At 49.3% G+C, this 1,322-nt stretch carries 1 other annotated feature (running past both ends of the window).

Features of this window, described 5'->3' with window-relative positions:
* Nucleotides 1-1,322, minus strand: a sequence feature (mutual gap in cmsearch alignment for this rRNA model is longer than 100) (it extends past both window edges: 1,007 nt to the left, 543 nt to the right).

The following is a 1,322-nucleotide window of genomic DNA, read 5'->3' on the forward strand; positions in this document are numbered from 1 at the left end:
CGGATGACATCCCCTCTTAACCTTCCGGCACCGGGCAGGTGTCAGGCCTTATACCTCATCTTTCGATTTTGCAAAGCCATGTGTTTTTGTTAAACAGTCGCCTGGGCCTTTTCACTGCGGCTGCCATTGCTGACAGCGCCCCTTCTCCCGAAGTTACAGGGCCATTTTGCCGAGTTCCTTAGCCATGATTCACTCGAGCACCTTAGGATTCTCTCCTCGACTACCTGTGTCGGTTTACGGTACGGGTCTCTTTAACCTGAAGCTTAGCGGTTTTTCTTGGAAGTCTGTTTACCTGCTCTATCAGCGCCCCCGAAGGTTTGCTGTACTATTAGCCTTCAGCTAAAATTGCGGATTTGCCTGCAATTCTAATACCTACAGCCTTTAACGAACTATTCCGTCAGTTCGCGGCAGTGTCACTACTCCGTCCCCACATCGCAGTTAAAGATAGTACTGGAATATTAACCAGTTGTCCATCGGGTTCGCCACCCGGCTTTCCCTTAGGTCCCGACTAACCCTGATCCGATTAGCGTTGATCAGGAAACCTTAGTCTTTCGGTGGGCAGGTTTCTCTCCTGCCTTATCGTTACTTATGCCTACATTTGCTTTTCCAATCTCTCCAACGTTTCTTACGAAACGCCTTCGCTGATATTGGAATGCTCCCCTACCATACATTGCTGTATCCATAGCTTCGGTATACTACTTAATGCCCGTTTATTATCCATGCCCGATCGCTCGACTAGTGAGCTGTTACGCACTCTTTAAATGAATGGCTGCTTCCAAGCCAACATCCTAGCTGTCTGTGCAATCGGACCTCGTTAGTTCAACTTAGTAGTAATTTAGGGACCTTAGCTGATGGTCTGGGTTCTTTCCCTCTCGGCGCGTGACCTTAGCACCCCGCGCCTCACTGCAGAGTATATTTCATAGCATTCGGAGTTTATCTGGATTTGGTAGGATTTGACTCCCCCGCACCCAATTGGTAGCTCTACCTCTATGAAACTTTACCTCCACGCTGTTCCTAAAAACATTTCGGGGAGTACGAGCTATTTCCCAGTTTGATTGGCCTTTCACCCCTACCCTCAGGTCATCCGGAAGCTTTTCAACGCTTATCGGTTCGGTCCTCCAGTACCTGTTACGGCACCTTCAACCTGCCCAAGGGTAGATCACAAGGTTTCGCGTCTACCTCCTCTGACTATACGCCCTATTCAGACTCGCTTTCGCTTCGGATCCGTGACTTAATCACTTAACCTTGCCAGAGAAGAGTAACTCGTAGGCTCATTATGCAAAAGGCACGCCGTCACGGTACTTGTCCGCTCCGACCGCTTG

The organism is Pararcticibacter amylolyticus (assembly GCF_003130405.1).
Classification (GTDB): Bacteria; Bacteroidota; Bacteroidia; order Sphingobacteriales; family Sphingobacteriaceae; genus Arcticibacter; species Arcticibacter amylolyticus.